This window comes from Candidatus Thermokryptus mobilis, assembly GCF_900070205.1.
Lineage (GTDB): Bacteria > Bacteroidota > Ignavibacteria > Kryptoniales > Kryptoniaceae > Kryptonium > Kryptonium mobile.
Genome location: NZ_FAOO01000015.1, coordinates 1 through 24,176, shown reverse-complemented (window position 1 = coordinate 24,176; position 24,176 = coordinate 1). Strand labels below are relative to the sequence as shown.

Sequence of the window (24,176 nt, the reverse complement as noted above, 5' to 3'; positions counted from 1 at the left end):
TAAAATGACGATACTAAAAATATTTGGATTTTCGTTAATTTTTCCTTTTCTTACGGTCTCTTTCGGAGATAAAGTTGAAATTGGGAGTGTTGTCCCAGATTTCAGCTTGAATGATTTAAATGGCAAGGTCGTTAAACTTTCTGATTTCAAAGGCAAAATTGTTGTACTTGAATGGACTAATCCAAATTGTCCGTTTGTTCAGCGTGTTTATAGAGAGAAGATTATGCAAAGCGTTCAAAAGGAATTCACAGAGAAAGGCGTTGTTTGGATTATAATCAATTCAACTAATCCGAAGCACAGGGATTATCGCGATGCGAAGGAGCTTGAGAAAATTTACAAAGAATGGGGAGCAGTTTATACTGCATATTTGCTTGACCCGGACGGAAAAGTTGGGAAATTGTTTGATGCCAAGACGACGCCACATATGTTTATAATTAGTAAAGATGGAAAGCTCATTTATAATGGAGCGATTGACGATGACCCCAGAGGTGAGAAGAAAGAGAAAGTAAATTATGTCAGGAATGCTTTGAATGAAATTTTAAATGGAAAACCTGTGAGCGTTCAGGTTTCAAAACCGTATGGATGTTCTGTTAAGTATGCTGAGAATTGAGAATCCGATTGCCCCGCGAATGCGGGGCTTTTTTGTTTTTGAGTGGGTTTGATATTTTCGCATTTTTTGATTAAAATAAATCGGAAAGAAAAAATATCATTTCAAAGCCATGTGGAGAATTTTATTTTTCCTATTTTTTGCCTCACAACTTTTGGGGCAAGACCATCTAAGGTTAAATGTGGATTATGCATCTTTTAAGTATGACCAAAGTCACAGCTATGTTGAGGTTTATTATTCCTTTCAGCATAAACAACTTGAGTTTGTCAAGTATGAGAGTGGTTTCAAAGGTGGTATAGTTATCCAAGTTCTCGTTAAGGATGTTCAAAGGGACACGATAATTCAAGGAAAGGCGTGGAAGATACCAATTGAGATTGAAGACACCGCAAAGATTGACCCGAACAAAAATTTAATCGGTGCTACTGCCTTTCTTGTGGAGCCGGGGAAATATCAATTTATAGTTATAGCTCGGGATTTGAACAATCTTTCAAGATCTGATAGTGTTGTGGTCCGAGCGGTAATAAATGAAATCCCTTCGGATAAACTATGGTTAAGCGATGTTCAATTTTGTTCAAGTATTTATCCATCCGATAATCGTGAGAGCATATTTTACAAAAACACATTTGAAGTTATACCCAACCCGAGTTTGATCTATGGTCTCGGTTTGCCTGTGCTTTATTATTATTCTGAAATTTACAATGTCAATGTTATAGCTCATGACAAATATGTTGTTGAGTGGAGGATTTATAATTCGCTTGGAAGCATAGTTAAAAGTGGGAGAAAAATTCGTGTAAAGACACAAGCAAATGCTGTGGTTGAAGTTGGAACTGTTAACTTAGCGAATTTACCAACCGGGACATATCGCTTTGTCCTTATCGCCATTGACACGGTTGAAAATAAAGGTGTAAGTTCTTCAAAAAGGTTTTACATTTACAACCCGAATGTCGTTGTTGCTGACTCATTTCAAATTTATGGTGGCTATGACATCGCCTCTGAGTATGCTGGGATGTCTGAACAGGAGCTGGACAAGGAATTTGCTATAGCAAGATATATAGCAACACAGGAGGAGGTTAACAGATATAAACAGCTTAAAGGTGAAGAGGCAAAGCGAAAGTTTTTGGCTGAATTTTGGGGAAAGCGTGACCCAGATAAGACAACACCTATAAACGAGCTAAAAGTTGAATACTTTAAGCGGGTTGAGTATGCCAATCGGCATTTCAGCGTCGGGAATAAAGAGGGATGGAGAACTGATAGGGGCAGGGTTTATATAATGTATGGTCCGCCTGATGAATACGAAAGGCATCCAAATGAAATTGACAGTAAGCCGTATGAGATATGGTATTACCACAACATTGAGGGTGGGGTTGAATTTGTCTTCGTTGATAAGTCGGGATTTTCTGATTATATCCTTGTTCATTCAACCAAGCGCAACGAGATAAGGGATGATAATTGGCGCTTGCAGATAGCGCCAAATTAAAATTAAAAGGGGCACCTTTCGGTGCCCCTGTTTTTTTAATGTTTCATCTCATGTTTTTTCTCTGGCTTCCTGTTATTTGCCTCAAATCCAACCTTTAGGATAGCATCTTCAAGGTCTTTAACTTTTACTCTTTCTGGATCATAAACTACTTTAACAACGCCAACCTTTTTCTTATAATCTTTCTTCTCAAATTCAACGCTTTTCACACCGTCAACCTTTTTCAAGGAGTTCTCAACGCTTTTAGCACATCCACCGCATTCAATTCCTTTTACGTTTATCTTCGTTACAGTTCCCTCAACTTTTTCTGTTTTCTTCTCGGTCTGTAAATTTGTTTCAAATCCTGCTTCATTTATTGCTTCGGCAAGTTTGTCTTGGTTTACTTGCTTGGGGTTATAGCTTACCTTGACAATACCAAGATGATTCTTGAAATCCGTTTTCTCAAATTCAACAGAGCTGACGCCTTTAACATTGACAAGCGCCTCCTTCACTTCGTCTAAGCAATTATCACATGATATTCCCTTGACAGTGATTTTTGCTGTTTTAACCCCTTCCTGAGCAGATGCCGAAATTGATAGGGCGAAAAGTATGGTGAGAAAGAAAGTCATTATCTTCATAGCGTTTCTCCAAATTTTATTTTTGAAAGATGTCAATTTTAAAAACAGAGATTGTAGTAATGAGGTTTCAAAAATTGTAAATCTCGTTTCTTTTTGGGAAGACCTCAATATGATTTACGAGCAATGTTTTTCTTAATTTCTCAATTGCATTTCTATAGGCGGAAAAGCTGTAAATCTTAATTTTTTCGGCGAGGAAGTCAAATTGATTTATGTCAAGCGTTTCATCAAGCATGTCAAGGAATTTTTTCGGTTTAAGTCCTAAGCCAGATAAAATTTTACTTTTTCTTATTAGACTGAGAACATAAAAATTTTTCTTTGTGTGCGTGTGGTAGCGTCTTATCGTGTTTATTGCGTTTATCTCGCTTCCAGAAAATGCAACCGCAAGTGAAAATGAAATTGCCGTCTCTTTCCTATACGATCTGTCAAGGTAATCCCCTGTTAATAGGTTTATCATTATCTCTGTCCATCCCTCATAAAAAATTGCCCAGCTTCCAGTTCCACCTGTAAGATATTGGATGTGATGTATCAGTTCGTGCAAAATTATGTCAATTGGGATTGGGACGTATTCAGGTATCAGATGTTCCTCTCCGTCAATCAAAGTGTAATCTCTTATGACGATTGATTTATCCGCATTGTTGTAAAATGAGCTTGCCTCTGAGTTAATCTCTTTTACATATGTCGCTGTTTTGAGCCAATGTTTTTTATCGGGGTGACCGAATTGATATAAACTTGCGTATTCAAGGGCTGATTTTGCGAGGATTATTTTTGGGATTGGGACTTCAAAATTTACATTTAGATGATATTTCAAGAGATTTACGAGATTTCGCAATGTTCTTTGAGGATATGGTTTCATTTCCCCCTTCTGCTTAAAAAATTTATTTGCTCATTTCAAACATTCTTTCTAGTGGGATAAGTGCTTTTTCAATTATCTCTTGTGGGAGAGTTACCTCGGGTTGTTGATTTTTCATGCAAAGGTAGAGTTTTTCAAGCGTATTTTTCTTCATATACGGGCATTCATTACAAGCGCATCCAGAATCGGAGGGGGCTGAGATAAAAATTTTATCTGGACAAGATTTTTTCATTTGATGGATTATCCCCGGCTCGGTTGCAACTATAAAGACCTTATCTTGACTTGATTGGACATATCTTAAAAGTGCGCTTGTTGAACCAATGAAGTCAGCTTTTTCAAGGACTGGGTCTTCACATTCAGGATGTGCTATTACCTTTGCCTCAGGATATTGAAGTTTAAGTTCAAGAATTTTTCTTTCGCTGAATGTCTCGTGAACTATACAAGTTCCCTGCCAAAGGACCATTTTTCTGCCTGTTTTCTTCATTAAGTATTTACCGAGGTTTCTGTCTGGGGCAAATAGTATCGGCTTGTCTTCTGGGATTTGCCTTATGATTTTTTCTGCGTTGCTTGATGTGACAATTATATCGCTTAGGGCTTTGACCTCGGCGGAGGAATTTATATAAGTGACCGCTATATGGTCCGGGTGTGCTTCTCTCCAGGCTTTGAAAAGATCGGCTGGACAATTGTCCGCCAGGGAACACCCGGCTTCAACATCTGGGATGAGGACTTTTCTATCGGGATTTAAAATTTTAGCCGTTTCAGCCATGAAATATACCCCAGCGAAGACAATCACATCGGCATTTGTTTCCTTAGCTCGTCTTGAAAGTTCAAGGCTATCCCCAACGTAATCGGCGAGGTCTTGTATTTCAGATTCTTGGTAATAGTGGGCAAGGATAACGGCGTTTAGTTCCTTTTTTAACCTCAAAATTTCCTCCTCAAGTTCAACCGTTGTTTCTAAAACTCCAGCCATCCTTCCCAGTTACTTTTGTTTTTCCGAATTTAATTTAAAAAAAATCAATTTGCAAATTTAGGTCATCGCATTGTATTTTTAAGGGGTAATCTTAAAAACAAAATCTCAATTTTGATGTTCGCAGTCACCCCCCTATGGACAAAATTTTTGCTTTCCTTTGTGCCACTTTTTGTTGCTATTGATGTCCTCGGTATTCTCCCAATTTTCATATCTTTGACCGAAGGGATGAGCGACAGGCAAAGGAAAAAATTGGCGGTTGAGTCAACGCTTACCGCTCTCGTTGTTGCGGTTATTTTCGCCTTAGCTGGCAGACCCATCTTTACATTTCTCGGTATAACTATAACTGATTTTAGAATAGGTGGTGGAATTATACTTCTTGTCCTTGCTGTTTCAGACCTTCTGTTTTCAACTGAGGAAAGAAAGAGAAAAGAGACATCTATCGGTGTTGTTCCAATTGGCACTCCCTTGATAATCGGTCCTGCTGCTTTGACGACAATACTTCTTCTAGTTGATACATACGGGATATTTTTGACTATGTTTTCAATTTTTATTAATTTAATACTGGTTTTGATTGTGTTTGCAAATTCTGGTTATGTCATAAAAATTCTTGGAAATGCAGGTTCAAGAGCTTTTGCAAAAGTTGCGTCGCTTTTTTTAGCTGCGATCGCAGTTATGATGATAAGAGTTGGCTTGGTTGAAATTTTAAGCAACAATTAAAATAAACTTTTCAGGAAGAAATCTCAATGCTTAACAGAGATTATATCCTCAGCGTTATAGAGAAAAAACTTGACAGTGGGGATATCCCCGGGGCGATAAGATTTATAGAGTCATTAATTCAAGACAACCCTAACGATATAGAGGCTTATAATCTTTTAGCAATTGCTTATCGTCTTAAAGGGGATTTTGACAAAGCGATGTCCGTTTTGAAGAAATCTTTAAAGTTAGACCCTGACTATCCCGATACGCATTACCATATTGGTTTGCTTCATTATGAAAGGGGAGATTATATCAAGGCGATTGAGGAATTTTACAAGGCGATAGAAAACTATCTCCCGAAGGAGAAAAATTGGACATCCGATGCTTATACAGCACTTGGCGAGACCTTTTATAAGCTTGGCATGTATGAGGATGCGATAAAGTCGTGGAAAAAAGCGCTTAAAATTTATCCCAAAAACAGAAGGGCGAAATACTATCTCAAAAAAATTGATTCTGGGAAAGTAAAGAAAGTTAAAAGCCCAATCCCCATTTTTGATTTTATACGTTTCAGCGATATTAAAATTGATGAGTATCTCAAGCAAAAAGGCAAAGACAAATTTGATTCGGAAAATGAGTACAAAAAAGTTCTGCGTAAGATAATAAGCACTTGGAATAATGAAGTAGCAAAAAGCTCGGATAAATTGAAAAGGATGACAGACAAGGAGAAGATACAATTTTTCAAGTCAATAAAAATAAAATTTTAAACTGGCAAATGGAACTTGGGCTTGAGGGAAAAGTCGCCATAGTAACCGCTTCAAGTAAAGGGCTTGGGAAGGCATGTGCCCTTGGTCTTTCTCGTGAAGGTGCCAAAGTCGTGATTTGTGCAAGAAACGAAGTTGAACTTGAAAAAGCAAAAGATGAGATTAAAAATAATTCAAATAACGATGTCCTTGCTGTTAAGGCAGATGTGACCAATCCAAATGATATAAAAAATCTTGTTGAGGAGACGATCAAAAATTTCGGCACAGTTCATATACTTGTGACGAACGCTGGAGGACCCCCGGCTGGGTATTTTGAGAACTTCACAGATGACGACTGGGAAAACGCGTTCAAATTGAACTTCATGAGCACGGTTAGATTGATAAGGGAAGTTTTACCTTTTATGAAAAATCAGAAATGGGGAAGGATAATAAATATAACATCGGTTACAGTTAAACAGCCGATAGATGAATTGATTTTGTCAAATTCAATTCGTATGTCAGTCGTTGGTCTTGCTAAGACGCTCGCTCTTCAACTTGCAAAGTATAACATTTTGATTAACAATGTTGCCCCCGGATATACATTGACGGACAGAGTTAAGTTTGTGATTGAACAAAACGCTAAAAGCACAGGCAGAAGTTTTGAGGAAGTAAAAAATGAGCTTGCGAAGGATATCCCGCTTGGTAGATTAGCTGATCCGGAGGAACTTGCAAACCTTGTTGTTTTCCTCGCCTCTGAGAAAGCAAGTTATATAACCGGAGCGACAATCCCAGTTGATGGTGGATGGATAAAGGGGACTTATTGAGCAAAATAAAATTTGAGCGTGAATGTGTAGATTAATTTTTCTAACCCTTCTGGTTTATAATCTTCAGGCACAGATATTAAAAGACCCACCTTATGAGAAATATGTTGATTCAGTTCAAATTGTTTTCGCCTGGCAGACATTTTCCCTTTCCGATTCAAGGGTTAAAATAGGGAAAACGCCGATGTATGAGATCGGAGAATTTGTTGACACGGTGAAAACAAAATTTCACGAGGTTAGAATAACTGGGCTTGAGCCAGCAACGATTTATTATGTTCAGTTAGCTTCTTATGGCGTCATTAGCGACTCCGTGGCTTTTATATCTTCAACCTCTTCTGACTCAAGATCAACGGGACAAATCAATGTTTATTTCAATAAAAGCGTTGATACGACGGTTGGCATTTGGATGAAGGCGCAAGGTGATGTTAATTTAAAAGACAAGTTAATTCAACGGATAAACCAGGCGAGGTATTCAATTGACATCTGTTTTTACAATTTAAGCACAGACACACAGGGCAGGGTTGGCAGGGAAATTGCAAATGCGTTGATAAGTGCGAAATCAAGGGGGGTGAAGATAAGATTTATAATTGACAGCTCAAAAATTAATAACGCTCCTGTTAGAGACCTCATAAATGCTGGCATCCCAGTTCTTGCAAGCCGTTATAGCGGTGGAATAATGCATAATAAATTTGCAGTTTTTGATTATCGGGACAGTTCAAGTTGGGCTGATGATTGGGTTTGGACTGGTTCGTGGAACGCAACAGTTCAAGGGACTTATAATGATTTTCAAAATGTGATTGAAATTCAAGACAGAGCGCTTGCTGGCGCCTTTACAAGGGAATTTGAAGAGATGTGGGGTGGCTACGGTGACACTCCAAATGTAGCGAATGCAAAATTTGGGATAAATAAAACCGATAATACACCACATGTCTTCAATATAAAAGGTAAGAGGGTTGAGGTTTATTTCAGCCCAAGCGATAAAATCGCCTCAAAAATTAATAGAGTGCTTTTAACGGCAGATAAATCAATTTTTTATGCGCTTCTTACATTTACCAGAAATGACCTTGCCTCAACTTTGAAGAGTAGATCCGATAACGGCGTTATAGTTAAAGGGATACTGGATAATAACACAGATCAGGGGAGTCAATATAGTTTTTTGAGCTCTTTTTCAGAAGTTTTAATTGATACCGATAGGTCAGCTCAATTTCATCACAAGTATTGTCTTATTGATCCGACGCATATTTATTCTGAACCGATTTTGATAACTGGCTCATATAACTGGAGCAATAGCGCTGAAAGTTCAAATGATGAAAACATCATAATAATTTGGGATACACTTGTTGTAAATCTTTACCTTCAGGAGTTTGTTGCAAGGTATAAACAAAACGGGGGGTCAAGTTTGATAACCTTCGCCTTATTGAGAGACGAGCAGGATTTAGATTTTGAGCTATCTCAGAATTATCCCAACCCTTTCAATATGGAAACAAATATAAGTTATGCAATTCCCTCTGATGGTTTTGTAAGGTTAAGGGTATTTGACCTTCTTGGGCGAGAGGTTTTAATCGCTGCTAATGATTTTCAAAGAAAAGGCAGATATCAGTTGAAATTAAAATTTGATAGCGTTAATTTAAGTTCTGGAGTTTATTTCTATCGGCTTGAATTTTTCAGCCGAGATGGAAATTTTGTCCAGGCGAAAAAAATGGTCTTGATAAAATAGACCCTTTTGATGGAAAAAAATTTATCTTACGAAGAAATACGAAATCGCTTTATCAACTCTGAGGATTTCAATGAGATTTTTGATGCGGTTGAGGAGGCGATAAGGCAAAGGATTGAAGATATTGAACTTTACAGGTTGCTTTTCTGGAACAATTCTTTATCAGCTGAGGCAATTGCGATGTTCGGGGAAAAAATAGCAAATGAATTCCCTTCAATTGCATATGATGTTTATATGTGGCTTGCAAGCGTGTTTGAAGTCGTTCATTCAAAGTTTGATAATTACGAAGGAGCTCTGCGGTATTACAAAAGGGCATCACAAGTAAAACCAGATGAATTAGACCCCTATCTTGATGCTGCTGATTGCTATGACCCGGATCTTAATATTCCACCCGCCGAGACATTGATTGAATTTTTAACTGAGGGATTGAAATATGTAAGGGTTCCTAAACCGATTTTTCAACGCTTGTGTTTGCTTCATAGAGCCATCGGGAATGAGGAAATGGCGAGATATTATGAACAAAAGTCCAGAGAAAGTTGAGGTCTGGGAATCTACTTGGTTATATGAGCATAATTATGGCTACTTTATTTTGGGGATTTTCAGCGACATTTGCAAAGTTTTTGTTTAAGCACAATGTTGATCTTTTGACCCTTGTTCAGATGAGATCAACGCTTTCATTCGTCGTTTTGTTTATTTTCCTTTCCATTTTTAAAAGGGAAAATCTCAAAGTCCCGAAAAGAGATATTTTACGGTTTGCATTGCTTGGGGTTATTGGAATTGCCGGTTCAAATTTCACTTATTATTTCACATTGAACGAGATAAATGTCGCAACTGCGATAATCATGCAATACACAGCGCCTGTGCTTGTTGTGCTGTATGGCGTTTTGAGCAAGAGCGAAGGAATTACTCCGATAAAGTTGTTGGCGATGTTTTTATCGCTTTTGGGATGTGCATTTGTCGTCCGCATCTTTGATGTCCAATTTTTGAACTTGAGCAAAATCGGTTTGATAAGTGGTGTTGGATCGGCTCTATGTTGGGCGTTTTTCAATGTGTATGGTAAAAAAGTCGGGCAAGGACATAATGTCTGGGGGAGTTTGACATTTTCTTTGATGTTCGCTGGGATTTTCTGGCTTATGTTTAATCCGCCCTGGAAAATTTTAAATTCGGATTTTTCACTTTCGGATTGGCTTGTTTTCTTTATTTTCGCTATGATTTCCGTTTTAATCCCGTATTTTTTCTATTTCACAGGATTAAAGTTCGTTCAACCCTCATCCGCCATAATCACAAGTACGCTTGAACCTGTTGTAGCGATAATTTCCGCTTGGGTCATAGTTGAGGAAAAATTATCCTTGATTCAATTGATCGGCGCGATTTTTGTCATTTCAGCAGTTGCTTTGTTACAAATTAAAAGGGATGAAACTTGAGAACTGAGCGAAGAATTGAAAGGATAAAATATGTCCTATCGCATAGGCAAGATGATTTGACGGTTGTGGTTGAGAACATTCACGACCCTCACAATGTAAGCGCAATTATAAGGACATGTGATGCTGTCGGCGTCTTTATGATAAATCTCGTTTATACGATTGAACAATTTCCCGACATAGGTAAAAAGTCAAGTGCTGGAACGATGAAATGGGTTTACAGAAGAAATTTTAAAAGCATTGATGATTGTTATAATACTTTGAGAGATGAAGGATTTAAAATTTATGCGACGAAGCTCGTTGAAGGTTCAAAATCGCTTTATGAACTTGACCTCACTCAAAAAGTCGCTTTTGTTTTTGGGAATGAACATCGTGGCGTCTCTGATGAAGCAAGCCAGAAAGCGGATGGAATTTTCATGATTCCAATGTTTGGAATGGTTCAAAGTTTAAATGTTTCAGTTGCCTGTGCTGTGACTTTATATGAGGCATTGAGACAGAGATTAATTTCGGGACATTACGATAAGGTTAAATTAAATCCCGAACTTTTTGATAAAGTTTTCCTTGAGTGGCTTGAAAAATAAATTTGGGAGCTTTAAATGCTGATTGACACACACGCACATATTTATTGGGACAGTTACGATTCTGACCGCGATGAGGTTTTGAAAAGAGCGCTTGATGCAGGGGTTAAATATATAATTTGCCCTGGCACAGATCTTGAAACAAGTGTTAAGGCGATTGAGCTTGCCGAAAAATATGACTTCGTTTACGCTGGTGTTGGTTTTCATCCTCACGATGCATCAAAAGCGGATGAGAAGTCGCTTGAAAAGATAGAGGAGTTAAGCTATCACCCAAAGGTTGTAGCAATTGGAGAGATAGGGCTTGATTTTCATTATAATTTTTCACCAAAGGAAGTTCAAATTGATATTTTCAGGAAGCAAATAAAGATAGCAAAAAGGCGAAATTTGCCAGTGATAATTCATAATAGGGAATCGCATAAAGAGATTTTTGAAGTTCTTGAATCCGAGATTGATGATAAATGGACGGGTTTTGGAAAGTTGGCTGATGGGAAGCTTCCACCGCCTCGGGGCGTCTTCCATACTTACAGTGGTAGTGTGCGGGATGCGTGGAGGGCTATAAATCTTGGATTTTACATTTCAATATCTGGTGTTGTAACTTTTAAAAATGCTGGGGATGTCGTTAAAGTCGTCAAGGAGATTCAACCTGAACATTTACTTGTTGAGACCGATTCTCCTTTTTTGGCTCCTCAACCATTTCGCGGTAAGAGAAATGAGCCAATGTATGTTAAGTTTGTAGCCGAGAAGATAGCGCAGATTCAAGGTTTTACGCTTGAAGATATTGAAAGAACGACAAGTTTCAATGTGTATCGTCTTTTCAGAATCGGGGAGAAACCCGAGCCGAAGATAGTATATAAAATCAAGAACTCACTTTATCTTAATTTGACTTTGAGATGTAACGCTGACTGTATCTTCTGTGACAGGAAGGGGGAGGCGATAGTTAAGGGTTATTCGCTTAAAATAGATCGTGAACCGAGCGCAGAGGAATTGATTAAGGAGATAGGTGATCCGAGCAAATATGATGAGGTTGTTTTTGTCGGTTATGGTGAGCCCACAATACGACTTGATGTTATAAAGGAAGTAGCAAAATATGTGAAAGAACGCGGTGGAAGGACACGCCTTGATACAGATGGTCACGGCAATGTAATCAACAAGAGAAATATCGTCCCCGAACTTGTTGGTTTGATTGATTCGGTATCAATAAGTTTAAACTCAATGGACCCAGTTGAATATGGTCGCTTGATGAATATAGACGGTGAAAGATATTACAAGGCGATGATTGATTTTGCGAAAGAGTGCAAAAAATATGGAATTGAAACAACGATGACAATTGTTGGAGTTGATGGCATTGATGTTGAAAGGCATAGGAAATTTGTTGAGGAGGAAATTGGAGTGAAATTTAGATTTAGACCCTTATTTTAATATGCCGAGCATTTTTGACATACTTGGACCTGTGATGATAGGACCGTCAAGTTCGCACACTGCAGGGGCAGCAAAGCTTGGTCTTATAGCAAGGCAATTGCTTGGGACGGAACCTGTCAAGGCGGAGATAACGCTTTACAATTCATTCGCGAGGACATACAAAGGGCACGGGACAGATAGAGCTATAGTTGGTGGAATCCTTGGGATGAGACCCGACGATGAAAGATTGAGAAATTCGCTTGAGATGGCAAAGGAAAAAGGGTTAAAATATGAGTTTAAACTCATAATGAAGGCACCAAAATTACATCCAAACTCAGCAAGGATAAAACTTTTTGATAAAGATGGAAATAAAATTGAAATGGTCGGTTCTTCACTCGGGGGCGGAAGAATTGAGGTGGTTGAAATTGAAGGATTCAAAGTTAGTTTTTCAGTTATGACCCACACAATCGTGATAATTGCTGATGACATTCCCGGTAGCATTGCACATATAAGCGGAGCCATTGCCGAGAAAAATATAAACATCGCGAACATGTTCGTTTCAAGGGAAGAAAAACTCGCAAACATGGTCATTGAAGTTGATCAGGAAGTCCCAAATGAAGTCCTTCAAAAAATTTCTTCTTTTAGCTGGGTTCATTATGTACGGCTCGTTGAGCCGATAGTTTAAAACAAAACTTTGGGTTTGTCATGGAGATAAATACATTTGAAGATATTTTAAGGTACTGTCGTCAGTTGAACACAACAATTCCAGGGGTTATGATTGAGTATGAGATTAGAAAGACGGGTAAAACGAGGGAACAGATTATTGATGGGGTGAGGAAAATTTTACATGTCATGCTTGAATCAGTGGAGAATGGTTTAACGCGCGATGTTAAATCACCGAGCGGGATGCTGAATAACTATGCTAAAAAGGTTTTCAATGCTGGAATAGATGTTTTAACCGTTAACTTTAAAAAAGCGATAGCTAAGGCTATGGCTGTCAGTGAAGTGAACGCTTGTATGGGAAGAATCGCAGCTGCTCCAACGGCTGGTTCATCTGGGATTATGCCTGCCGTTATAAGCACAATGATGGAAGAACACGGTATAAATGAAGATAAAGCAATTGAAGGTTTACTGGTCGCATCCGCTATAGGGCTTTTGATAGTTAAAAATGCTTCTGTTGCTGGTTCAGAAGCTGGATGTATGGGTGAAACTGGAAGCGCAGCTGCGATGGGAGCTTCAGCCATAGTTTATCTTCTTGGTGGGAACAACAAACAGATTGAAAGCGCAGCTTGTTTCGCAATTCAAAGTGCGATGGGTCTTGTATGTGACCCAATAGCGGGGCTTGTTGAGATACCTTGTATTTTCCGAAACGCAGTCGGCGTAGCGAATGCTTTCACATCCGCTCAAATCGCTCTGTCTGGTGTTGAATCAGTTATACCGCTTGATGAAGTCATACTTGCTATGAATGAGGTCGCAGAACTTATGTCACCAAAGCTTAAAGAAACCGCACAAGGAGGTCTCGCTAACACCAAAACCGCAAGGGAAATACAAAGAAGGTTTCTATATCAAATTGACATAGGGAAGTAATGACCTTTTTAAATCCGACTTTCTTGTTCGCACTTTTATTTTCTGCGATACCAATTTTAATTCACCTGTTGAACCTGAGAAGATTAAAGACAGTGGAGTTCAGCTCAGTTAAGTTTTTAAAAGAGCTTCAACTTTCAAGGATAAGATCGTTAAAGATAAAGCAGTTGATCCTCCTGATGCTTCGTATGTTGGGGATTGTTTTCCTTGTCCTTGCTTTTGCAAGACCTGTGATCAAGGGTTATCTCTTCAAGCCGATACCTTCGGGACAGGCAAGAAGTAGCGTCGTTATAATTCTTGATAACACCTTGAGCATGGCTTCGGTTGATGAAAACGGCAAGTTCATCAATCAAGCAAAGTCAATAGCAAATGGAATTGCGAGTTTGTTAAATGAATCCGATGAGTTTGCTTTAATACGACTTTCTGATATGCCGGATGTTTCAAGTGATGGTTTCATTCACGATGTTGGTTACTTGAAGAAATTGATTGAGGAAACGAGCTTTGTTTATTCTCACAAAAAAATTACCGATGCAATCGCCCTCGCTGGTAGCGTAATTGAAAATTCAAGGAATTTGAACCGTGAGATTTACATTATTTCGGACTTTCAAAAAAGTGAATTCGCCTCGGAAATAAAAAAGGAGTTCAAGTTATCGCCAGATGTAAAGGTTTTTCTTGTCAATGTCGGTAATTTCACCAAAGGAAATCTCTCTATTGATAAAGTTGAAATTAAAAATAGGATAATTTTCACGGGGCGAACGCTCACTCTTGAAGCAAATGTCACGAATCACGGTGATTCCGATGTTGAAAATTGTGTTGTCAGCGTTTTTTTAAATGGAAGAAGGGTCGCTCAAAAGAGCGTAAATTTGAAGGGGAAATCATCAAAGACAGTTGATTTCAACATCATAACAGAAGAGATAAATGGCTTTGTTGATGGATTTGTTGAAATTGAAGATGACAATTTTAACTTTGACAATAGAAGGTATTTCACTCTTTATATCCCAAATGGAATAAGGATTTTACTTGTTGGAAGTTCCGATGACTTGAAGTTTCTTCGGATTGCTTTTTCAACGATTAAAGAGATGTTTAAAGGTGCATTTTTCAAAATCACCGAGGCAACGCTTCAATCCGGGGTCAACTTTTCAAATTTTGATGTCGTTTTCGTTGTGAACCCAAATTATATTGATCGTCAAAGTGCGGTGAAATTGAAAAGTTTCGTCTTAAACGGTGGGGGATTGGTTATATTTCTCGGATCAAAACTTGATGTTAAATTGATGAATCAAAATTTCAATTCAATTTTCGGTTTACCTGAAATTGAGGGAATTGTAAAACAGAAGATGTTTTTCTCAAGGGTTGAGTATAACAATCCAATTTTTGAGGGCGTCTTCGTGGAAAAACCGAGGGAAATTGATTCTCCAGAGATAATTGAATATGTTAAGTTTAAGACGACCTATGGATTGACGAGTATAATAGAGCTTGGTGATGGAACTCCATTCCTTGCTGAAAGAGCCGAGGGCAATGGGAGAATTTTAATTTACACAACCGAGCCGAATGATAAATTTTCAAATCTGCCCTATAAAAGTATTTTCATTCCCCTCGTTTTACAATCCGTTTTGTATCTATCAAATTCAATAAATTTGAAGCCGGAATATTCAATTGGTGACACAGTTGAAGTACCGCAATATCAAGTAGTTAAATTTTTCGGGGGAAATCCACGGGAACTTAAACTTAATCGTCCCGACGGGAGTGATTTTGCTTTTAAGTTGAGCGATGCGCGATTGAGTTTATCTTATGCGACAATACCCGGCGTTTATTCGGTCTCCGAAAATGTTCCAAGCAAGATAAATGGTAAATTGATCAAGATTGCTTTTAATCCACCGAAGGATGAATCTGTTTATGAGAAAATCACAGAAGCAGAAATTGAGAAGCTTATGAAAAGATTAGGCGTTGGGCAATATAGATTTTTAACGCCCGGGGATGAGAGAGAAATTGCAAACGAAATTTTAAGGGCAAGGTATGGGGTTGAATTATGGAAATTTTTCCTTGCGCTATCTCTTTTAACTTTTCTCATTGAGAGCATAATTTCAAGAAAAATGTAAGTATAGAAAATGAAAGTGGAAATGCAAAGTTTGACAATTTACAACTCATCGGGAGACAGGATAACTGCTGATGTTCATTTTGTTAAGGAATTTCTCCCGGCACCTGTTGTCATTTATTCACATGGTTTCCTTGGTTTCAAGGACTGGGGTTTTATCCCATATGTGGCGGACAAATTCGCCGAAGCCGGTTTCGTTTTCGTAAGGTTTAATTTTTCTCATAACGGGATAAGTGAAAATCCGAAGAAGATAACTGACTTTGAAAAACTTGCCAAAAATACGGTATCAAAACAACTTGAGGACTTAACCGCTGTGATTGACTATGCCAGTGGGGAAGGTTTCAAAGTTTTAAGCAATGGTCATTTATTTTTGATGGGTCATTCTGGGGGTGGTGGTATTTCAATTATTAAATCAGTTGAAGACGATAGAGTCGGTGCTCTTTGTCTTTGGGCTTCAATATCAACTTTTAGAAGATACAGCAAACATCAAGTTGAAGAAATGGAGAAAAATGGCTATATTTTTGTCAAAGTTCCTGACTCCCCGATTAAAGTTAGAATAGATAAGATCATCTTTGATGACTTTGAAAAAAATAAGGAAAGATATGAGATAGTGGATGCTTTTTCAAAGTTGAAAATCCCAGCTTTAATTATACACGGGACGGCTGATGTAATCGTCCCTTTAATTGAAGCCCAGCGACTTAGAGATGCGAATCCAAAGTTTTCAAAGTTTGTCTTGATCCCAAAGGCAAATCACTTTTTCAATACTAAGCATCCATTCACTAACACGAGCGTTCAACTTGAAATGGCTATTAAAGAGTCAGTTGAATTTTTTAAGGGTATTTTGAAAAATTTTGATTGAAAACAAAAAAATTATTTTGAGATGAGGCAGATAAGAGCGATTTCACTTGATCAGTCAAAGATTAACTCTTTAACGAGGACACTTTGGGTGGTTGCATTTGTGGGATTAACTTTCATTGGGGCTAAAATTGAAATACCAACTCAACCAGTTCCATATACTCTGCAAACATTGTTCGTTTTGTTAAGCGGTGCTTTTCTTGGACCTTATCTTGGGGCTTTGAGTCAGATTTTATATCTTGCGCTTGGTTCAGCTGGTTTACCTGTTTTTGCTGGACCAGTGGCTGGAATTTCTAAACTTATTGGACCAACAGGAGGTTATCTTCTTGCCTTCCCGATATCAGCATTTGTTGTTGGGCATCTTTTGAAGTTTAGAGATTCATCCCTGTGGGTTGCTTTTTCAATGACAGTTGGATTGTTGGTAATTTTTGCGATCGGAACTTTACATTTAAATTTCGTCTTGATACATAACTTTAAAGAAGCGATAAAATCTGGCTTCTTGATCTTCACATTTTGGGACGCAGTCAAACTTTTCGCAGCGGTTTCAATTTATAAAGCATTTAAGTCAAAGTTCATACTCAATTGATAAATTGAGATTTCTAATCGGCGCAAGATTCCCAACTATTTCAACATAGTTGTATTGAAGCAGATTGTTGATATTGAACAAGATTTTTAACTTGCTGAAATTGAAGCCGACCCTTGCATCAACGACATAAATTGGAACTCTTTCTTCCGCATCTGGCACAATTATTTTCAAAAGTTCATCAATCCTTTCGTACTTGCTTATAAATCTGAAATCTGCACCGATGGTGAAAAGTTTATATCCGGCATTTGCGTTTGCGTAGAAAATATGTTTTGGTCTGTATCTAAGTATAGCTTTTTCGCTTAAATCCCAGGGGAAGAGGTAAGTATAACCGAGCGACAAATTAACGGGGCTTAGAGGGAATAAATTTGCGCTGATTTCAAGCCCTTGTATTCTCGCCTCTGTTACATTTTTGAAGAAAATTTTCCCATCAACATCAAAGACGGGCTCAATCAAATTCCAGTAATGATTCCAGAAGACGGCAAGGTCAATCATAGCAAAAAGATGAATAAACCTTAAGCCGGTTTCAAATGAGATTGCTCTTTCTGGTTTGAGCGATGGATTTGGTTTAACGGTCACACCTGCTGCTGTTGTGCTTGTAAATGCTTCACTTATCGCGGGCGCTCTAAAGCCAGTTCCAAACGATAATCTTAAGTTTGAAGTTTGGGTCAACTTATAAACGGCGCTAAATTTCGGATTGATTTGACCCGTGTATTTTAGTGTGTCAAGTTTATATAGGTCACCTCTTAAACCAAATGTGAGATTTAACTTTTCCGATGATTTGAATTCATCTTGGATGTAAAGCGCGATTGAATGGGAGTTTCTACTGCGGAAAAGCGTTGATTTTACAATGTTTATTGAACCATCGGCTCCAAAAATTAGAAGATGTCTTTCATTAGGTTGATAATTAAATTGTGTTTCAAAGTTTGTCAAGCCAGCGGTGCTTTTGTTTTGCGGTGTGCCGTTATCCGACCATTTGTTCCTGAAAAAACTTGCCCTTACAATGTAAAAGAATTTTGAAGTTAAAATTTCCTTATATTGAGCGGAGATGTTAAACCTCTCGGAGCTTACCATTGCTCCTATGTCTTCATCTCGCGGGATTAAAGCGTTGCTCAAATTTTTCCAATAGAAGAATGTCTCGTTTTTTTGTCTGATGTAGTTGAAAATCAAGTTTACGTTTGAATATGGGGAAATGTTATACTTGAACTTTGAGAAAAGATTCCAGCGGTGATAGTTTTGATTTTGTTTATATCCCTCATCAATGCTTCTTTGAAGGTGGATTAAGGTTCCAATTTTTCCAATTGTCCCATTAAAAGATGTGAAACCGCCGTAATAAAACCTATATCTTGGGCTCCATCTCCATTGTTGATAGTAAGGTTTATCATAGACGCCGAGATATGTTCTAAATCTGATGGATTTCTCTTGACTTGTTTCTTTTGTTATCACATTTATCACTCCACCGATGGCGTTTGAGCCATATAAAGCCGAGCCAGCGCCTTTTATAACCTCAATTCTTTCAATTTGCCAAACTGGTATCGCCTCCCAAATTATTTCTCCAGCATCACCTGTCAAAAATGGCGCACCATCAAAGAGCAGTAAAACTCTTGTCCCCGTCCCACGACTATAGCCACTTGAACCGCGGATGTTAACTTGATATTGAATCATATTGACACCTGAAACATACCTTAACACATCGTCAATTTGCAAGTTGTTCCTTGTTGAGATTATATCGGATTCAACGACGGTTGAACTGACCGGGACCTCGCTTAACCTTTGTTCTCTTCTCGTCGCCGTTACCAAAACTGGCTCAACAGCATAAGCTGTCGGCTTAATGGAAATTTTTAAATCAATCTCCTCGCCCGGGTTCATCGTCAAATCAATTAGTTTTGTCTCATATCCGATAGCTGAGAAACGGAGCTTATATTTTCCAGGTGGAATATTTTTAATCGTGAATTTGCCCTCATGATTGGTAGCGGAACCAAGAAAAGTATTCATAATTATTACATTTACACCGAAAATAGGTTGACCTGTCTCAGCATCAACAACTAAACCAGTTAATGTCCCGGTTTCCTTCCTCACCTGCTGAGAAAATGATTGAACGAAAATTAAAAGCGAAAGTATAAAAATTTTCATAGGGAAAATTTATTTTTGTTTTGCAATCAAAAAACCTATTATCTCGCTCAGCTTGAATGGTTGGGGTGGTGGATTGTCAAAGTCGCAAGTTATGTCTATACCCCTTATGAATTTCCCTGGCGGGATGTAAATTGGCGTTGGTATTGTATCCTGCTTTGTCGTGTCATAAACGCCGATGGCTTTCCAATCCGAAAGTATGTTCGTCCCGTATTGAAGAGCTACGACGATATATTCCCATCTTCCAGTGTCAGCTTGAACTTCATATTTTGTTGAATCAACCTTTCGCGGCAATGACTCGCTATATTTTGCTTTTCCTTGCAGAACTTCATTTAAAATACCTTGTGGTGGGTAATTTCTGAAAGATACAACCCTTAAATCGTAAATTGTATCAGGCCATGTCCCTTTGAAAAAAACAGTTCCGCCAAAACCCGGTTTTTCTGCCGTTGGGGGTAATTCAACCTCGGTTGGCTTTAATCCGTGATCGCAACTTTGAAAGAGCAAAATTAAAATTATCAGCGCAAATCGCTTCATTTTTGCAAAACTTGTTTTGTTTTTTTATCTTTGCTGTAAACCGGCTAACAAAATTATAGGAGAACAGATGGCTAAACCAAAGGAAAAAGAGAAAAGAAGAGCTACTTTTCAAAAACATGAAATCCCATTTTCAAAGAAAAATTTCATTGTCCTTATCATTGGCGTAATCACAATTTTTATCGGCTTTTATTTAATGGCTGTTGGTGAAGTTGATAGTTTCATAGCGGTCACCCTTGCTCCAATACTTCTTTTCATCGCTTATGTTATAATCATACCATATGCCATTTTGAAAAAGTTTAAGAATGGGGAAAATTAACCCTTTTTGACGCTTCTTCCGAGTTTTTCTTCAACGCTTTTAATTTTGCTTTCAAGAGCTCCGACTCTTCCCTTTCTGTAGTCAACTTTGATTGTTATTGAGACCCTGTTGCAGTCCTCTTTTAAGGCTTCAAAACATTTTTTTATCGTGTTGAAGACATCGTCCCATTCCCCCTCAATTATAGTCCCCATCGGTGTCAATTTGTATTCAAGTCCGCTTTTGTCAACGATATCAACGCATCTTGCCACATATTTGCTCACGCTTTCACCTTGACCTATCGGGGTCATGCTGAATTCACACAAAAGCATAGATTAACCTTTGTTTGTTTTCTTATTTAGGTAATCTATGTGTAAGGCATTGATACATTCCCCACAAAAGTAATAAAGCTTTTCAATGCCAATTGCCCTTTCAACCATTTCTTCCTTTTCAAATGTTTTTCCGCAAATCGTACATTTCGCCCTTGATCCCGAGAGGTTTCCTATGTTTTCTCTTTTCAAGAACAAGCCATATCCGTAGAAAATTGAAAAGATAACTATCAAAACGATGACCGCGATACCGATCAGACCGACCATATTTTACCCTTCTTTTTTAATTACATACTTCTCGTAAATTTCACGAAGTCGCTTCATTGAAAGAGAGTCAAGGTCTTCATCATCTTTATGTCTTTTCAGAAACATTTCAAAATCATATTTGTCTTTCCCTTTGAGTCGGTATGAAATTCTTTGTAATTCTTCAATCATTTTTTTCTGTTCGGCGTAGGTCGTCATAGCGTTAATTTTTTGTATTTTAAAAAGAGTAGACGATACCCAAGACGAAAGTTATAGTATCAAAGTTCACTCTTGTTTTGAAAGGCGTTGGATCAACGGAGATGATGTAGCCGTTGTAATTTATAATGTTGCTTTTAAATTGACTTTCTACATCAACGATTGGGTCACGGAATTTGATTTCAGCTCTTAAGCCGAGATTTTTTGAAAAGTTCCTTTTTATGCCTGACATCACTTGAATGCCAATGCTGATGGGTGATTTGAACATTTCACTTTCAATGTCGTGAATTCTTTTTGTGAAATTCCCTTTGTATGCTCCAACACCACCACCGATATAAACTTCCCATTTCTCTGAGCTGAAAGGTGCCACGAAAAATGCGCTTAACTCAGCGATGTAAATTTTATATCTGTCTTCAACTGGGATTTTAACGAGGCGATTTGAAATCGTCTGTGTAAGGAAGCCGTCAACCTTTTTGTTCACGATTTCAAAAGAGGCACCGAGAAAGTAACCATTTTTTATCCGATGTCTTAAATCTGCTGAAATTCCAAACCAACTGTTAATCTCGTTAGATAAATTACGAACACCAGCATCACTTGATATTATGTTCGGGAAGACATTGGCTGATAGGATATAATTGAAACTTGCGCCAATTTCTCTCTCCGACTGAGCGAACAGGGCGTTTAAAGAGAGAAAAAGGGCAAAAATTAAATTTTTATAAGTCATATTCAAAAATGGTTTTGTTCACTGCTCAAAGTAAAGTGCCCTGTTATCAACGATTTTCGCATTCTTTTTTAGGTTGTCAAGCCAAGTGAAAAATAGCAAATTCCTCTTCTCGTTGTAAATTTGCTCTTTCAATGATTCATATTGCGACTTGTAAAGCGTTGTATCAAAAGGAGTTTTGTTTACGAGTTGAATTATATAAACATTTGAATTCCCTTTTATCGGCTCTGAAATTTGATTTATCTTTAAGTCAATTAACTTACCGAAGACATTTTCATCGGTTCCTATGCCAGGGATACCGCCCGAGAGTGTAAAGCCGGAGGCGGTCTTGACCTCAAGCGTTGAATCAAGGCGTGTTATTCCATCAAGACCTTCAGCTTCATTTAGTTTCTTTCTGAGATTTGCGAGGTAATCATATGATTTATTTTGAAGTTTTTCCCTTCGTATTCTCACTTTTATCGCCTCTTTTACCTCTTCAAGAGGTCTGATTCCACCTTCTTTTATCTCTGCGACGGTGAACACAGCAAATCCACCTCTAATTTTGAAAACGGGGCTTACGCTTCCAACTTTGTTTGAGAAAGCCCAGTCAGAAATTGATTTATTCATCCCGATTCCCGGGATCGGTGAATCCTTTGTAAATGGAGGTGTTGTTTTTACATCAAGACCCAGAGATGTTGCTTCCTGGACGAAATTTTTACCGCTTACGGTGTGACTGAAATCCTGGGCTCGTTTTCTCTGGGATTCTATCGTTTCTGAACTCGCCCTTACGCTTAATTTTAGATTGGCAACTTTTAACTCTCTGTTATCTTTTGCGATGACTTTGATTATGTGAAGACCATATTGTGTTCTAACTGGTCCGACGATTTCCCCGGGCTTTGATTTAAAGCAAGCGTCTTCAAATTCTTTAACCATCTTGCCTTTCCCAAACCATCCAAGGTCTCCTCCTCTTCTAGCTGATGCCTGGTCGGTTGAAAATGTTCCCGCAAGTTTAGCGAAGTCCTCGCCTTTTTTAGCAAGGTCGAGTATTTCCCTGGCGAGTTTATATGCCTGTGCGGAATCGCGACCTATTGGGACAAGTATATGGCTTGCACGGACAAAAACATCGCTTCCCTTCCGCTCGTCAATTATCTTTACAAGATGGAATCCATCGCTAAGTTTTAAAGGTCCAACTATTTCACCGACCTTTTTATCCCATATCTCGTTTTCAATTTCCGCTGGCAGTTCACCGTGTTTGAAAAATGCATCGGTATATGGAAGTTCGGAGTAATTTTTGACCAGTTCAATGAAATCAGCCCCTTGAAGTGCTTGTTGTTTAAAATTTTCAAGCTCTCTGATAACTGAAGCGGAGTCCTCAGAGGAAGGCGCGTCCGAGAAGAGCACATATTTTAATCGTCTTGTTTCCTGTATTCTAAAATCGCTTTGGTAATTCCTGTAGTATTCCCTTATTTCCTCTTCCGTTGGTTCAGTTATTTCCTTTGCGAACCTATTTGGGTCAAGGGAGATGTATTTTATTTCGTATCGTATATTTTGCTTTTCAAATCTCTCCTTTATTTCCCCCTCACTTACACGAACACTTGCGAGGAGACGGCTTTGAAGTTTTTCAGTTAACCTTTGCGCTTTGAGGAATTTTTCAACCTCTATCCAAAATTGCCTCGCCTGAGGCGATGTCGCTTTAAGAGCCCTTTCAAGAAGCACTCTATCAATGTTTCCTGTTGAATCAACAAAGTTTCTTTTCACAGGTTCAGGCAGTGTCTCTGGGGAATTGAGAACCCAATCCGTTATTTCATCATCTGTGACAGTTATACCAAGTTTCTTTATTTCTTGTTCAATGAGTTTTCTGTTTATGAGTTGTTCCCAGACCTGATTTCTTATTTGTTCAATCATGAATTCGTCCGGGTCATTTCCCGTTCTTTGTTTAAAGTTTTCAATTTCCATTTCAAGGGCTTGGTTAAACTCTTGATAGGTTATCTCCTCGCCATTGACAATCCCTATTGGTTCCCTGAAACTTTCGCGGTGGTGTCTTCCCGTTATGTCCATTCCCCAGTCAAGGACAATCGTCAAAAGAAAAAGTATGACAAGAGATAACAAAATTGCCGGTAGATTGTCTCTCATTTTAGCCATTATAGGCATGGTGCGTCTTTCACCTCAAATTTGGTTTTGAATTTTTTGTAAATTTAAACCAAAAGCGCTTAAAAATCAATTAAACCATCCACATCTTAACTTTCCCGTTTTTTTGAAAAAGTTGTGACAGTCGTTCAAGATATAAAATTGCTTTAAAGTTGATTTTATGGGGAAATCCAATTCATCACCTCTGGAACTTTTTCCATACTATTCAAGTTTTTTCCCTTGGTGAGGGAAAACAAAATTTATTTTTTAAAATGGGTCAAATCAACAGAAGAAAATTCATCAAAATCGCTGCCCTTTTACCCCTTTCCCCATTCCTTTCTTCAATTTTAAATTCATGCGCAAACACAATCTCATCCACAAGTGAAAGAGAACCCAAACCCGACCTCGTCCTTGAGGGAGATGAAAGAACAATTGCTGAAAAAATCAAAAGTCAATATCAAACATTGAAATCACTTTACGAAAACCCCGGGAGAAAGCTCACAATCGCTTTCCCTCAAGGAAGAAGATATAACTATCTCAAAATTTCATTTTCAAAAGACGACCTTGCTGACTACCCTCATTTAAAGCTTGTAAATTGGGCAACT

Annotated in this window: 27 protein-coding genes; 17 read left to right on the top strand and 10 right to left on the bottom strand. The window is 38.2% G+C overall.

What is annotated here, in order from left to right:
* Nucleotides 1-4 precede the first annotated feature (4 nt).
* Entirely contained in the window at nt 5-610 is a 606-nt protein-coding gene (locus FKZ43_RS09205; RefSeq protein ID WP_140945596.1) for a thioredoxin family protein, read from the top strand.
* A 109-nt stretch (nt 611-719) separates the two neighbouring features.
* Nucleotides 720-2,084 (top strand): GWxTD domain-containing protein, encoded by a 1,365-nt coding sequence (locus tag FKZ43_RS09200; protein ID WP_140945595.1) that lies wholly within the window; start codon nt 720-722, stop codon nt 2,082-2,084.
* A 35-nt stretch (nt 2,085-2,119) separates the two neighbouring features.
* Here FKZ43_RS09200 and FKZ43_RS09195 read toward each other — a convergent pair whose 3' ends face one another.
* From FKZ43_RS09195 to nadA, 3 genes are all read right to left on the bottom strand, one after another.
* The gene (locus tag FKZ43_RS09195) at nt 2,120-2,698 is read right to left on the bottom strand and encodes a heavy-metal-associated domain-containing protein (RefSeq protein WP_140945594.1); all 579 of its coding nucleotides are present in this window, start codon (nt 2,696-2,698) and stop codon (nt 2,120-2,122) included.
* A 67-nt stretch (nt 2,699-2,765) separates the two neighbouring features.
* Nucleotides 2,766-3,551: a hypothetical protein gene (locus tag FKZ43_RS09190; protein ID WP_140945593.1), complete on the bottom strand. Its 786-nt coding sequence runs from the start codon at nt 3,549-3,551 to the stop codon at nt 2,766-2,768.
* 22 nt (nt 3,552-3,573) lie between these two features.
* On the bottom strand, nt 3,574-4,518 hold the full coding sequence (gene nadA, locus FKZ43_RS09185; protein ID WP_140945592.1) for a quinolinate synthase NadA: 945 nt from the start codon (nt 4,516-4,518) through the stop codon (nt 3,574-3,576).
* Between the two features lie 114 nt (nt 4,519-4,632).
* On the opposite strand from nadA, the gene FKZ43_RS09180 reads away from it, so the two are divergent.
* Genes FKZ43_RS09180 through FKZ43_RS09120 form a run of 13 tightly spaced genes read left to right on the top strand, consistent with a single transcriptional unit; the run spans nt 4,633 to nt 17,003 of the window.
* On the top strand, nt 4,633-5,235 hold the full coding sequence (locus FKZ43_RS09180) for a MarC family protein (protein ID WP_140945591.1): 603 nt from the start codon (nt 4,633-4,635) through the stop codon (nt 5,233-5,235).
* A gap of 26 nt (nt 5,236-5,261) precedes the next feature.
* Entirely contained in the window at nt 5,262-5,978 is a 717-nt protein-coding gene (locus tag FKZ43_RS09175; RefSeq protein WP_140945590.1) for a tetratricopeptide repeat protein, read from the top strand.
* A gap of 8 nt (nt 5,979-5,986) precedes the next feature.
* Nucleotides 5,987-6,778, top strand: coding sequence for an SDR family oxidoreductase (locus FKZ43_RS09170; RefSeq protein WP_140945589.1), 792 nt, complete (start codon nt 5,987-5,989; stop codon nt 6,776-6,778).
* Between the two features lie 22 nt (nt 6,779-6,800).
* Nucleotides 6,801-8,492 carry a phospholipase D-like domain-containing protein gene (locus FKZ43_RS09165; protein WP_140945588.1) on the top strand — a complete coding sequence of 564 codons (1,692 nt, stop codon included), beginning with the start codon at nt 6,801-6,803 and terminating at the stop codon, nt 8,490-8,492.
* A gap of 9 nt (nt 8,493-8,501) precedes the next feature.
* Nucleotides 8,502-9,029, top strand: a complete 528-nt coding sequence (locus FKZ43_RS09160; RefSeq protein ID WP_140945587.1) for a hypothetical protein — start codon at nt 8,502-8,504, stop codon at nt 9,027-9,029.
* Nucleotides 9,026-9,913 carry an EamA family transporter gene (locus FKZ43_RS09155; protein WP_140945586.1) on the top strand — a complete coding sequence of 296 codons (888 nt, stop codon included), beginning with the start codon at nt 9,026-9,028 and terminating at the stop codon, nt 9,911-9,913. Before FKZ43_RS09160 ends, FKZ43_RS09155 begins: the two co-directional genes overlap by 4 nt.
* Nucleotides 9,910-10,491, top strand: coding sequence for a TrmH family RNA methyltransferase (locus tag FKZ43_RS09150; RefSeq protein WP_235894734.1), 582 nt, complete (start codon nt 9,910-9,912; stop codon nt 10,489-10,491). Before FKZ43_RS09155 ends, FKZ43_RS09150 begins: the two co-directional genes overlap by 4 nt.
* 15 nt (nt 10,492-10,506) lie before the next feature.
* Nucleotides 10,507-11,907, top strand: coding sequence for a TatD family hydrolase (locus FKZ43_RS09145; protein WP_140945585.1), 1,401 nt, complete (start codon nt 10,507-10,509; stop codon nt 11,905-11,907).
* 1 nt (nt 11,908) lies between these two features.
* Nucleotides 11,909-12,571: an L-serine ammonia-lyase, iron-sulfur-dependent subunit beta gene (gene sdaAB, locus FKZ43_RS09140; RefSeq protein WP_140945584.1), complete on the top strand. Its 663-nt coding sequence runs from the start codon at nt 11,909-11,911 to the stop codon at nt 12,569-12,571.
* A 20-nt stretch (nt 12,572-12,591) separates the two neighbouring features.
* Nucleotides 12,592-13,473 (top strand): L-serine ammonia-lyase, iron-sulfur-dependent, subunit alpha, encoded by an 882-nt coding sequence (sdaAA, locus tag FKZ43_RS09135; RefSeq protein WP_140945583.1) that lies wholly within the window; start codon nt 12,592-12,594, stop codon nt 13,471-13,473.
* Complete coding sequence (locus FKZ43_RS09130; RefSeq protein WP_140945582.1) at nt 13,473-15,566, top strand: BatA domain-containing protein; 2,094 nt, start codon at nt 13,473-13,475, stop codon at nt 15,564-15,566. Before sdaAA ends, FKZ43_RS09130 begins: the two co-directional genes overlap by 1 nt.
* 9 nt (nt 15,567-15,575) lie before the next feature.
* Complete coding sequence (locus tag FKZ43_RS09125; protein WP_140945581.1) at nt 15,576-16,421, top strand: alpha/beta hydrolase family protein; 846 nt, start codon at nt 15,576-15,578, stop codon at nt 16,419-16,421.
* A gap of 21 nt (nt 16,422-16,442) precedes the next feature.
* On the top strand, nt 16,443-17,003 hold the full coding sequence (locus FKZ43_RS09120; protein ID WP_140945580.1) for a biotin transporter BioY: 561 nt from the start codon (nt 16,443-16,445) through the stop codon (nt 17,001-17,003).
* On the opposite strand, the gene FKZ43_RS09115 is transcribed toward FKZ43_RS09120, so the two are convergent.
* Complete coding sequence (locus FKZ43_RS09115) at nt 16,983-19,133, bottom strand: TonB-dependent receptor (protein WP_140945579.1); 2,151 nt, start codon at nt 19,131-19,133, stop codon at nt 16,983-16,985. The two genes, FKZ43_RS09120 and FKZ43_RS09115, sit on opposite strands and share 21 nt — an antisense overlap.
* A gap of 9 nt (nt 19,134-19,142) precedes the next feature.
* A complete protein-coding gene (locus FKZ43_RS09110) occupies nt 19,143-19,664 on the bottom strand; it encodes a hypothetical protein (RefSeq protein WP_140945578.1) in 522 nt (173 codons plus the stop codon).
* Nucleotides 19,665-19,731: 67 nt separating this feature from the next.
* On the opposite strand from FKZ43_RS09110, the gene FKZ43_RS09105 reads away from it, so the two are divergent.
* Nucleotides 19,732-19,980: a DUF3098 domain-containing protein gene (locus FKZ43_RS09105; protein ID WP_140945577.1), complete on the top strand. Its 249-nt coding sequence runs from the start codon at nt 19,732-19,734 to the stop codon at nt 19,978-19,980.
* Here FKZ43_RS09105 and FKZ43_RS09100 read toward each other — a convergent pair.
* Genes FKZ43_RS09100 through FKZ43_RS09080 form a run of 5 tightly spaced genes read right to left on the bottom strand, consistent with a single transcriptional unit; the run spans nt 19,977 to nt 23,586 of the window.
* Nucleotides 19,977-20,288, bottom strand: coding sequence for an MTH1187 family thiamine-binding protein (locus FKZ43_RS09100; protein ID WP_140945576.1), 312 nt, complete (start codon nt 20,286-20,288; stop codon nt 19,977-19,979). The two genes, FKZ43_RS09105 and FKZ43_RS09100, sit on opposite strands and share 4 nt — an antisense overlap.
* A 3-nt stretch (nt 20,289-20,291) precedes the next feature.
* Entirely contained in the window at nt 20,292-20,552 is a 261-nt protein-coding gene (locus FKZ43_RS09095) for a hypothetical protein (RefSeq protein ID WP_140945575.1), read from the bottom strand.
* Between the two features lie 3 nt (nt 20,553-20,555).
* Entirely contained in the window at nt 20,556-20,720 is a 165-nt protein-coding gene (locus FKZ43_RS09090; protein ID WP_235894733.1) for a hypothetical protein, read from the bottom strand.
* 46 nt (nt 20,721-20,766) lie between these two features.
* Complete coding sequence (locus FKZ43_RS09085; RefSeq protein ID WP_140945573.1) at nt 20,767-21,468, bottom strand: hypothetical protein; 702 nt, start codon at nt 21,466-21,468, stop codon at nt 20,767-20,769.
* Nucleotides 21,469-21,486: 18 nt separating this feature from the next.
* A complete protein-coding gene (locus tag FKZ43_RS09080; RefSeq protein WP_181180322.1) occupies nt 21,487-23,586 on the bottom strand; it encodes a peptidylprolyl isomerase in 2,100 nt (699 codons plus the stop codon).
* A gap of 257 nt (nt 23,587-23,843) precedes the next feature.
* Here FKZ43_RS09080 and FKZ43_RS09075 point away from each other — a divergent pair.
* The coding region (locus tag FKZ43_RS09075; protein WP_140945571.1) for a hypothetical protein at nt 23,844-24,176 on the top strand (333 nt) is incomplete at its 3' end.

What these genes read in the sequence shown, in the direction of transcription:
- FKZ43_RS09205 (WP_140945596.1), top strand. Translation starts at nt 5, where the DNA reads ATGACGATACTAAAAATATTTGGATTTTCGTTAATTTTTCCTTTTCTT.
- FKZ43_RS09200 (WP_140945595.1), top strand. Translation starts at nt 720, where the DNA reads ATGTGGAGAATTTTATTTTTCCTATTTTTTGCCTCACAACTTTTGGGG.
- FKZ43_RS09195 (WP_140945594.1), bottom strand. Translation starts at nt 2,698, where the DNA reads ATGAAGATAATGACTTTCTTTCTCACCATACTTTTCGCCCTATCAATT.
- FKZ43_RS09190 (WP_140945593.1), bottom strand. Translation starts at nt 3,551, where the DNA reads ATGAAACCATATCCTCAAAGAACATTGCGAAATCTCGTAAATCTCTTG.
- nadA (WP_140945592.1), bottom strand. Translation starts at nt 4,518, where the DNA reads ATGGCTGGAGTTTTAGAAACAACGGTTGAACTTGAGGAGGAAATTTTG.
- FKZ43_RS09180 (WP_140945591.1), top strand. Translation starts at nt 4,633, where the DNA reads ATGTTCGCAGTCACCCCCCTATGGACAAAATTTTTGCTTTCCTTTGTG.
- FKZ43_RS09175 (WP_140945590.1), top strand. Translation starts at nt 5,262, where the DNA reads ATGCTTAACAGAGATTATATCCTCAGCGTTATAGAGAAAAAACTTGAC.
- FKZ43_RS09170 (WP_140945589.1), top strand. Translation starts at nt 5,987, where the DNA reads ATGGAACTTGGGCTTGAGGGAAAAGTCGCCATAGTAACCGCTTCAAGT.
- FKZ43_RS09165 (WP_140945588.1), top strand. Translation starts at nt 6,801, where the DNA reads ATGTGTAGATTAATTTTTCTAACCCTTCTGGTTTATAATCTTCAGGCA.
- FKZ43_RS09160 (WP_140945587.1), top strand. Translation starts at nt 8,502, where the DNA reads ATGGAAAAAAATTTATCTTACGAAGAAATACGAAATCGCTTTATCAAC.
- FKZ43_RS09145 (WP_140945585.1), top strand. Translation starts at nt 10,507, where the DNA reads ATGCTGATTGACACACACGCACATATTTATTGGGACAGTTACGATTCT.
- sdaAB (WP_140945584.1), top strand. Translation starts at nt 11,909, where the DNA reads ATGCCGAGCATTTTTGACATACTTGGACCTGTGATGATAGGACCGTCA.
- sdaAA (WP_140945583.1), top strand. Translation starts at nt 12,592, where the DNA reads ATGGAGATAAATACATTTGAAGATATTTTAAGGTACTGTCGTCAGTTG.
- FKZ43_RS09130 (WP_140945582.1), top strand. Translation starts at nt 13,473, where the DNA reads ATGACCTTTTTAAATCCGACTTTCTTGTTCGCACTTTTATTTTCTGCG.
- FKZ43_RS09125 (WP_140945581.1), top strand. Translation starts at nt 15,576, where the DNA reads ATGAAAGTGGAAATGCAAAGTTTGACAATTTACAACTCATCGGGAGAC.
- FKZ43_RS09120 (WP_140945580.1), top strand. Translation starts at nt 16,443, where the DNA reads ATGAGGCAGATAAGAGCGATTTCACTTGATCAGTCAAAGATTAACTCT.
- FKZ43_RS09115 (WP_140945579.1), bottom strand. Translation starts at nt 19,133, where the DNA reads ATGAAAATTTTTATACTTTCGCTTTTAATTTTCGTTCAATCATTTTCT.
- FKZ43_RS09110 (WP_140945578.1), bottom strand. Translation starts at nt 19,664, where the DNA reads ATGAAGCGATTTGCGCTGATAATTTTAATTTTGCTCTTTCAAAGTTGC.
- FKZ43_RS09105 (WP_140945577.1), top strand. Translation starts at nt 19,732, where the DNA reads ATGGCTAAACCAAAGGAAAAAGAGAAAAGAAGAGCTACTTTTCAAAAA.
- FKZ43_RS09100 (WP_140945576.1), bottom strand. Translation starts at nt 20,288, where the DNA reads ATGCTTTTGTGTGAATTCAGCATGACCCCGATAGGTCAAGGTGAAAGC.
- FKZ43_RS09095 (WP_140945575.1), bottom strand. Translation starts at nt 20,552, where the DNA reads ATGGTCGGTCTGATCGGTATCGCGGTCATCGTTTTGATAGTTATCTTT.
- FKZ43_RS09090 (WP_235894733.1), bottom strand. Translation starts at nt 20,720, where the DNA reads ATGATTGAAGAATTACAAAGAATTTCATACCGACTCAAAGGGAAAGAC.
- FKZ43_RS09085 (WP_140945573.1), bottom strand. Translation starts at nt 21,468, where the DNA reads ATGACTTATAAAAATTTAATTTTTGCCCTTTTTCTCTCTTTAAACGCC.
- FKZ43_RS09080 (WP_181180322.1), bottom strand. Translation starts at nt 23,586, where the DNA reads ATGGCTAAAATGAGAGACAATCTACCGGCAATTTTGTTATCTCTTGTC.